The organism is Arthrobacter sp. CAN_A212, assembly GCF_015752345.1.
In the GTDB taxonomy this organism is placed as follows: domain Bacteria; phylum Actinomycetota; class Actinomycetes; order Actinomycetales; family Micrococcaceae; genus Arthrobacter_D.
Genome location: NZ_JADOUT010000041.1, coordinates 1 through 7,735, shown reverse-complemented (window position 1 = coordinate 7,735; position 7,735 = coordinate 1). Strand labels below are relative to the sequence as shown.

Sequence of the window (7,735 nt, the reverse complement as noted above, 5' to 3'; positions counted from 1 at the left end):
GACTGTTATCGCTCATGAAACCTGTCTCCTGTCACCACCCTCCACGATGGACCCGGGGGCTCCGGGGTGTCTCACAACAGCCTGACAGGGAGGGGACTGAACCCATCGTTATCGGGCGAGGCCTAAGCGCGCCGTACAACGTTAAAGCCGTATAAGACCGGGGAAGACACTCTCCCAGCAGAGGAGGGGCAAGGCCAGGGGGGCCTTGCCCCTCCTCTGCTTAGCGCCCACTGTGAGCGAATCTGAATGAACAGATGCCGTCGACTTAGTCTTACGCGCGCTGGGCGGCTCACTAAGAAGCTTTTACCAGCGGAAACTTTGTTTCCATGCACCCTTGCGAATAAACGCTAAGCATGCTTAGGTTTTACGGTAACAACTAAGCATGCTGTCTTTGTGGCGTTGATGGATTGAGCGGTCACCGTCAGGGATGTTGTCAAGCTTTTCTGCACTATGTGAAGCAGCGGTTCTCTAGTTTGAGGCGCGCGCCACATCCGATGCCAGATCAAGGGCCGAGGGTTTATCTCCCGGTCCGTTTACCGAAGGAGAAACCATGAGTACCCAAAATTGGTCGGAAGACCCGATAGTCCCAGTGTCACCTACGCACGGATCTGGTAACCCGGATGGTGGGCAGTCATCGTCGGGCCATGCGAAGGACGAAGCGAAGAATCTTGGTCATGAAGGAGCGGACGCGGCTAAGGGAGTTGCCCAGACCGCTGGGGCGGAGGCGAAGAATGTTGTAGGAGAAGCAAGCGCCCAGGCGAAGAACTTGCTCGGCGAGTTGGGATCCGATCTGAAGGATCAGGCTGGTGCCAGCCAGCAGAAAGCTGCCGAGGGCCTGCGTTCTATCAGTGATGAGCTGTCCTCGATGGCAGATAACGGGGACCAGAATGGTCCCGCAAATGACCTGGTCCGCCAAGCCGCCCAACGCTCGGGCGACGTCGCAGGCTGGCTGGAAGGCCGCGATCCAGGATCACTACTTGAAGAAGTCAAGGGTTTCGCCCGCCGGCGCCCGGGAACGTTCCTGATGGTGGCAGCGGGTGCCGGTCTGCTCGCCGGACGACTGACTCGTGGGCTGGCCGGAGCAGGATCTGATGATCAGGATGCTACCCCAGCTAATCCCGCACCCGAGTACCCGCCGACAGTGCCCACGCAGCCGACTACGGGGAGCGGATTCGGCGCGCCTACTACCGCGACACCGGTCACCACCTCCACAGGAGTCCTTGATACCGAAACAGGTGTCACGGGGCGAGAGCAGACTTCGTTGAGTGATCCTCTAGCCGATCCTCTGGCCACCGAACCAGGCCGGCAGACCCAGGGCGGACCACTGGACAGGGATCTGCGCTGATGAGTGGAACACACACCGGAGGTTCCCCAGCGTATGAGCCGCCGAGGAGCGAGGCCGAGGGCCGGGCAGCCAATGAATCGCTGGGTTCACTCCTGAGCGATGTCAGCCGCGACCTTTCGACCTTGATGCGTCAGGAATTGGAACTGGCTAAAGCCGAGTTACGTGAAACCGGAACCCAGGTGGGTAAAGGCGCAGGAATGCTCGGCGGAGCCGGCGTAGCGGGGCACTTCGTTTTGCTGTTCCTGTCCCTGGCCCTGATGTGGGGTTTGGGTGAGCTGGTCGGTCTCGGCTGGTCCTCAGTGATCGTCGCAGTGCTCTGGGGAATTGTCGCAGCCGTCCTCGCGATGAAAGGCAAGAAGGAACTCAAAGCCGTCCGCGGCATGCCTGACACCGCTGAAACCCTCAAAGAAGTCCCTTCCACTCTGAAGCCAGGTGAGCACACCCCATGAGCCAGACACCAGAACAAATCCGCGCCGACATCGAACGGACACGAGCCGAACTCGGAACCGACGTCGATGCCGTAGCCGACAAGGTGAACCCCTCAAACATTGCCCACCGTCAAACGGACAAAGTGAAGCACGCCGCAGGAAACGTAAAGGACAAAATCATGGGCTCTGCCGACAACGTCAAAACCAATGTCATAGGTTCCGCCGAAAATGCCGGCGGTGCGGTGCACGACGCCCCGCACCAGCTCACCGACAAAGCCAAGGGCAACCCCCTCGCCGCGGGGCTCATCGCCTTCGGCGCCGGCATGCTCGTCGCTTCGCTAATTCCCGCAAGCGAAAAAGAGAAGGACGCCGCGTCAGCCCTGAAAGACAAAGCCCAACCACTGACAACCGAAATCGCTGACTCCGCCAAACAGGTCATGGAAGACCTGAAGGAACCCGCCCAGGACGCAGTGAACTCGGTCAAGGAAACAGGGGCTGACTCAGCTCAAACCGTGAAGGACGAAGGAACCGGCGCCGCTTCGGACCTCAAAGACAAGTCCCAGGACGCCAAAGACAACGTCCAATCCAGTCACAACAGCGGCACCGTCTAACACTCGCCGGGATCTAAGGAATCCCCACACACACCTCTAGGAGGGAACAATGACCGCATCACATCAACCGGTTCGTCAGGACCGGGAAAAAACCACCATGCAAAAGGCCGCCATGGCCGTAGGCATCGTGTTCGTGCTCTTCGGTGTCCTGGGATTCGTTCCCGGGGTCACCACCGAGTTCGACCAGATGGACATGGCAGGGCATGAATCTGAAGCCCTCCTGCTGGGCCTGTTCCAGGTCTCGATCCTTCACAACATCGTCCACCTGCTCTACGGCGTCGCTGGCCTGGTGCTGGCACGGACGTACGCCAATGCAAAAAACTATCTCCTGATCGGAGGTGTCCTCTACCTGGTGCTGTGGATCTACGGACTGGTGATAGACCTCAACTCAGACGCCAACTTCGTGCCCTTCAACGACGCGGATAACTGGTTGCACCTATTCCTGGGCGTCGGAATGATCGCGCTGGCACTGATCCTGAGCCGCAAACGGGACCACGCCACCACAAACCGGGTCTAAAACACCACACCGCCGGGGCCTCTCATGAGGTCCCGGCGGCTCCCCCTCCCCCACCCCCGTAAATTCGTTCCCTCAAGGAAATTTAGATGAGTACAACCACCCCGGTCCGAGCAGTGCGTGTGGCCAAGCCCAACGACGTCGTCGCGTCGTACTCGATCCTGCTCAAGCAGGTGCGCAAGGAAGGATTATTGAACCGTCGACGACGCTTCTATGTGGCCGTCTTCGCTGCACTTACGCTGGCGATGGGTGCGGCCTGGACGGGGTTCGCCCTGCTGGGTGACACCTGGTTCCAGTTGCTGATCGCCGCGGTGCTCGGCATCGTCTTCACGCAGATTGCGTTCCTGGCCCACGAGGCGTCCCACCGGCAGATCTTCAAGACCCGTAGCGCCAATGACTGGTCAGGGCGGATCTTGGCGGCCGGCGTCGTCGGCATCAGTTACCAGTGGTGGATGAATAAACACACCCGCCACCACAACGATCCCAATGTGGTGGGCAAGGACCCCGACATCGAGATCGACACTATTTCCTTCATCGAGGAAGACGCAGCAAAGGCCAAAGGGTTCCACGCGTGGATCACCCGCCGCCAGGGCTACCTGTTCTTTCCCCTCCTCACCTTCGAGGGACTAAACCTGCACGCCAAATCGATCAGCACCCTCTTCCGCCCGGGAGCCGTCCAGGGTCGCTGGGTCGAGCTCGCGCTCCTGGCCGTGAGATTCGGCGCCTACCTGGGTGTCCTGTTCTGGTTCCTGCCCGTCGGTATGGCCTTCGCCTTCATCGGCGTGCAGATGGCGGTATTCGGCATCTACATGGGTGCGTCCTTCGCCCCCAACCACAAGGGCATGCCGACCATCCCGAAGAACAGCAAGCTCGACTTCTTCCAGAAGCAAGTGCTGACCTCACGGAACATCAAGGGCGGGTCCTTCGTCAACAACGCGTTCGGCGGCCTGAACTTCCAGATCGAACACCACCTGTTCCCGGACATGCCCCGCCCGCACCTCCGTCAGGCTGCGCTGATCGTCCGTGACCACTGCGAACGTCTCAAGGTTCCCTACACCGAGGTCGGGGTCGCCGCGTCCTACGGCGCCGTAGTCTCATACCTCAACCGCGTGGGACTAGCAGCCCGCGACCCCTTCGACTGCCCCATGGTGAATAAGTACCGGCGTTCATAGATGAACCGTCTTGACGTCAAACGTGGCATCGAACGAAAAAGGGGGTCCACGTAATGTTGGATCTGGACTTGGACCAATGGTCAACGAGCCGTCTGCTGCTGACAGCCACCCGTTTAGTGGAAAACGCGTGGAGCAAGGAACTCGCTGATTTCGGAATCACCCACGCCGGGCTGACAGTCCTGGTTGTGATCACCCTGCAGGGCGCGGGAACCCAAAGTGAAATTGCCCGGAGCGTGCGGGTCCAGCCACAAACCATGATCAGGATCCTGGATAACCTCGAATACAAAGGTTTCGTTGCCCGCGTACAAACCAGCGTCAACCAAAAAAAACAGCTATTCGCCATCACTCCCGCGGGCAGTAAAGTTCTTGATTCAACCGCTGAAATGGAACAGAACATTTTACCGCGAGACCAGCTCCCGGACGGGAGCGTACGTCGCTATCTGCAGCAAGCAATCGCTGAACTCACCCGCCCTCGCACCCGTGGCATGTGACCTATTTCGTGGTTGCACTGTGTTCGACTGCTTCGGAGCTGGCCAGAACGTATCGCACCAGTTCTTTGCCGGAAAGAGCTGGCTCAAAGAGCCAGCTACCAAAATCCAGGTCGCTGTATGGGCCTAGGAAGGCCCAGTGATTGGGCCCCCGTTAGCAGTCCAGCGTCTATGCGATAGCTGATTTGTTCTCTTGCGTCCAGGTTTCCCAGTAGAGCTTCGGCGTCATGCCGTTCAGGGATCCGTGGGGCCGTTCATGATTGTAGATCTCTTTCCATTCCTCGGCCAAATACTTCGCCTCGGCCATCGTGTCCATGATTTCTCCGGAGAGCTGTTCCCTTCTGAACTGGGCGTTGAAAGATTCGATGAAGCCGTTCTGCCACGGTGAACCCGGATCGATAAACGCGGTCTCCACCCCGGCAGTGGCGCACCAATCGACCAGCGCGGCCGCGGTGAACTCCGGCCCGTTATCCGAGCGCACATAGGTCGGGACGATGCCGGTTTCGGCGATGATGTCCTCCAGTGCCGCGACCACATCGGTCGCAGTGAAGGACCGTCTCGGGATGACAGCCAGGGCGGTGCGGGTGTATTCATCGATCACGTTGAAGAACCGGATATGCCGCCCGCACGAAGTCACATCGGATTGGAAATCGAAGCTCACCACATGCATCGGGTACTCAGCCCTGAGACGCTTCCGCACCTTGGGCTTGCAGGTGAGCCCCTCGAGGCGCCAGAGCCGGCGCACCCGCTTCTTATTCAGTGCCATGCCGTCCCAGCCTGGCTGGCCAAGTAGGTGCCAGCAGGCCTTGCGTTGTTCTTCGAACCTGATCTCCGGTCGGCCTTTGCGCAGCACGGACCGGTTCTGCCCCAACACCTTGCAGGCGAACCTTTCGGACGCCCCGAACCGCTCCTGCGCCATACGGACCGCACGGCGGCGAGGTTCGGGCCTCAGAATTTTCCCCGCGCCACCTCATTCAAAATATCGATGGCCAGGACCTGATCGGCTAACAGCTTCTTCAGCCGGGCGTTCTCCTTCTCGAGCTCCTTGGTCCGTTTCGTCGACTCGGCCTTCTCGCCGCCGTACTGGTTCAGCCACCGGTACCACGTCGCCTCGGTCACCCTGCAATTCCTTCACGATCTCAATCATCGGCCGACCGTCGTTGAGCATCTTCTGGCCCTGACGGACCTTCGCGATGACCTGATCCGGGGTATGTCTACGTGCCATAATCTGTGAATTTCCTCCTGCATCCATTATCGGATGCGAAACTCACACAGTCACCGGACTCCTACCCGGGGACCCAACCAGCCGGACTGTACCCTCCCGCAACTGCAGACACGAGCACAACTGCGGCGCCCAAGATTCCACCGGCGAACACCATCTTGAAGAATACACCGGCCAGCGGTGTCGTGTTTTCCCTCATCATAAGAACCCTACGTGCCTAACCTCTGAGGCGATAGGCCACGAGACTGTGACCTGCCCTGGACTGATCGCCAAGTCTGCTCGCTGGGCAGCCTGGCGTGGCTAAGAGCGGATGGCGCCAATGCCTTCTTGATGCTCATCGTACCGACGACCTTCCGCGTTCGGGCCGAGGAGCATCAAGAAGAGAAGCACTAGCTGACCAACAACTGGTATCGCGATCACCAAAAGTAACCACCCACTTTCGTTGGCGTCGTGGAGTCGGCGTATGCCAAGTGCGATGCTGGGGACAATGGTGGCAGCTATCCAAAGCGCGAAGAGCGCATATCCGATGGCTACAACCGGTTCGGCGGTGAGATGCCCGATCGATGGATAAACACGACCACTGGAAGTCATCAGTATGTTCAACAAACTGCACACAACTCCCGAGATAAGAACCCACCACCAGAACTCGCTCCGGCTGGCACGCCCTGATGTTGTGGCGTACTTTTTGAAGAAGCGTTGCGCTGAAGCCTTTGGCGATGCGCCGTAGTGCGGCAACCAAACCGGCGGGCCGGGTGCGGCTTGTGCCGGAGTGTTTCATGCAGCCATCTGTTCCCCAGGAAGTGATGCAATTGGTGGGTCCATTATACGGGCATATACACCTCAGAAGCCGCTACCGGGCCCAGCCCCCGGCGAGGTGACCGAGGGCTAAGCAGGCCAGTTGAGGTTGCTGATCGCCAGACCCAATTGCCGCACACCAGAGGGTATGACCGAGAACCCAGCACGCCAGCCCCGAGGCATCCCTGTCGGTGGACTGTTCGCCGCCACCTCCCACAGTGAGTCCGACCTCCAGCTCACACCAACGATCGATTACTCACCGCTCGAGCCTGCCGCCGACGCCCCTCTCCCCCGCCCTGTTGAGACCCAGCGGCGCATGCGTGGCAACAAATTCTACCCAGGCGTCCGGGAGATGGACAAGTGGCCTGCCATCGGCACCAACCAGGAGACTCAGCTGGCGGAGATCAAGATGCAGGCCCATTACTTCCAGGGCAACATGGACTGGTACGTGGCCGAGTACGACCCCAAGACGCAAAACGCCTAGGGGTACGCCGACCTGGGGTTCGGGATGGGCAAAGGGGAGACTTCCACCTGCCGAAGACTTCTGCCAGGGGATATTCTCGTATTGAGTTGGGTGGCGATAGCTAGCCGGTTTTGCGTCCCTGAAGGAGCATCGCTAGCGCGGCCCCTTCGTCCATTTCGACCACGGGTTGCGGCGTCAAAGATCCTGAGCGATAGGCCATGGAGATAATCTCATCGAGGTTCTCTTCGGAGAAGCGCACCGTCCGCTTATCGAAGCGCAGGTGTAACCAGACACCCTGGTAGACCTTTTCCCGGACTGAACGTTCGGAAATACCAAGTCGCACAGCGACCTCTTTGGGGCTCATAAATTCGGTTTGTAGCTGCGACTCTGCCATCGCGTCATCCTTCTGTCACCGCGGACACTTAGTTATCCGTCAGGTACTTCTATGCACGTAATCTCACCACGGCTGTACGACATTCCTTTTCGGCCCGTTTTCGCGTGGTCGGCGCGGAATCTGTCAAGTCAAATGAGACAGTTTGGGTTAGTTCATGTGGGGTTCGTTTTCGGGCTGGTTGATCCAGAATTGGGTTGGCATGGTTGGCGGGTGCGGTCGGCGACCGAACCGTTCGGGGTGGGCGTGGTAGGCGGCGGTGAGGGTGTTCTGCCGGTCCTGGTCGATGGCGTCGGCGGTGCCGAA

General features: G+C 59.3%; 9 protein-coding genes and 1 pseudogene. 7 read left to right on the top strand and 3 right to left on the bottom strand.

The window, feature by feature from the left end:
• Window positions 1-550 precede the first annotated feature (550 nt).
• The 6 genes from IWX64_RS16225 to IWX64_RS16200 all read left to right on the top strand — a co-directional run bounded on the left by IWX64_RS16225 (window position 551) and on the right by IWX64_RS16200 (window position 4,561).
• Window positions 551-1,345: a hypothetical protein gene (locus tag IWX64_RS16225; protein WP_196868160.1), complete on the top strand. Its 795-nt coding sequence runs from the start codon at window positions 551-553 to the stop codon at window positions 1,343-1,345.
• On the top strand, window positions 1,345-1,794 hold the full coding sequence (locus IWX64_RS16220) for a phage holin family protein (RefSeq protein WP_196842362.1): 450 nt from the start codon (window positions 1,345-1,347) through the stop codon (window positions 1,792-1,794). The genes IWX64_RS16225 and IWX64_RS16220 overlap by 1 nt, the downstream gene beginning before the upstream one ends.
• Window positions 1,791-2,384: a DUF3618 domain-containing protein gene (locus IWX64_RS16215; protein WP_196868159.1), complete on the top strand. Its 594-nt coding sequence runs from the start codon at window positions 1,791-1,793 to the stop codon at window positions 2,382-2,384. Before IWX64_RS16220 ends, IWX64_RS16215 begins: the two co-directional genes overlap by 4 nt.
• Before the next feature lie 49 nt (window positions 2,385-2,433).
• Window positions 2,434-2,901 carry a DUF4383 domain-containing protein gene (locus tag IWX64_RS16210; protein ID WP_196868158.1) on the top strand — a complete coding sequence of 156 codons (468 nt, stop codon included), beginning with the start codon at window positions 2,434-2,436 and terminating at the stop codon, window positions 2,899-2,901.
• A gap of 86 nt (window positions 2,902-2,987) precedes the next feature.
• Complete coding sequence (locus IWX64_RS16205; RefSeq protein ID WP_196868157.1) at window positions 2,988-4,070, top strand: fatty acid desaturase family protein; 1,083 nt, start codon at window positions 2,988-2,990, stop codon at window positions 4,068-4,070.
• A gap of 53 nt (window positions 4,071-4,123) precedes the next feature.
• On the top strand, window positions 4,124-4,561 hold the full coding sequence (locus tag IWX64_RS16200) for a MarR family winged helix-turn-helix transcriptional regulator (protein WP_196868156.1): 438 nt from the start codon (window positions 4,124-4,126) through the stop codon (window positions 4,559-4,561).
• A 166-nt stretch (window positions 4,562-4,727) separates the two neighbouring features.
• On the opposite strand, the pseudogene IWX64_RS16195 reads toward IWX64_RS16200, so the two are convergent.
• Window positions 4,728-5,783: pseudogene (locus IWX64_RS16195) on the bottom strand (IS3 family transposase).
• A 297-nt stretch (window positions 5,784-6,080) separates the two neighbouring features.
• Window positions 6,081-6,515 (bottom strand): DUF805 domain-containing protein, encoded by a 435-nt coding sequence (locus IWX64_RS16190; protein WP_196868155.1) that lies wholly within the window; start codon window positions 6,513-6,515, stop codon window positions 6,081-6,083.
• Window positions 6,516-6,723: 208 nt separating this feature from the next.
• Here IWX64_RS16190 and IWX64_RS16185 point away from each other — a divergent pair, with 208 nt between their 5' ends.
• Window positions 6,724-7,059 carry a hypothetical protein gene (locus IWX64_RS16185; RefSeq protein ID WP_196868161.1) on the top strand — a complete coding sequence of 112 codons (336 nt, stop codon included), beginning with the start codon at window positions 6,724-6,726 and terminating at the stop codon, window positions 7,057-7,059.
• A gap of 100 nt (window positions 7,060-7,159) precedes the next feature.
• On the opposite strand, the gene IWX64_RS16180 is transcribed toward IWX64_RS16185, so the two are convergent.
• Entirely contained in the window at window positions 7,160-7,432 is a 273-nt protein-coding gene (locus IWX64_RS16180) for a helix-turn-helix domain-containing protein (protein ID WP_196868154.1), read from the bottom strand.
• Window positions 7,433-7,735 lie beyond the last annotated feature (303 nt).